This is a genomic window from Bradyrhizobium sp. 2TAF36 (assembly GCF_052114925.1).
Taxonomy (GTDB): domain Bacteria; phylum Pseudomonadota; class Alphaproteobacteria; order Rhizobiales; family Xanthobacteraceae; genus Bradyrhizobium; species Bradyrhizobium barranii.
In genome coordinates, this window is sequence record NZ_JBFRFR010000257.1 from 1 (window position 1) to 471 (window position 471).

General features: G+C 69.4%; 1 protein-coding gene. It reads left to right on the forward strand.

Features of this window, described 5'->3' with window-relative positions; translation table 11 throughout:
• Positions 1-471 (forward strand): TRAP transporter large permease subunit (locus AB4Z51_RS45065; RefSeq protein WP_441499789.1); only part of this gene is annotated, 471 nt, incomplete at both ends.

Below are 471 nucleotides of genomic sequence, written 5' to 3' on the forward strand. Positions count from 1 at the left end.
ACACGCTGGCGGCGGGCGGGAAGGTGTCGATTGCCGCGCTGATCCTGGCCGGCGTGCTGCCGGCGCTGATCCTGACGATCTGCAACCTGGCCGCCGCCTACTTCGTGGCGCGCAGCCGGGGCTATCCGGCGGGCAAGTTCCCGGGCTGGGACATCGTCGGCCACTCGCTGGCGGCGGCGCTGCCCGGGCTGTTCGTGGTGGTGCTGATCCTGGTGGGCATCCTGTCGGGCGTGTTCACGGCGACGGAGTCGGCGGCGGTGGCGGTGCTCTACGCGCTGGCGCTGACTGTGCTGGTCTACCGCTCGCTGACGCGCGAGCAGTTCGTCAAGGCCGCGGCCAAGGCGGTCAAGACCACCGGCGTGGTGCTGCTGCTGATCGGCATTTCCGGCACCTTCGGCTACCTGATCAGCCTCTATGGCGTGGCCGAGCTGACCGGGCAGTTCCTGAGTTCGCTGTCCACCAGTCCGTGGA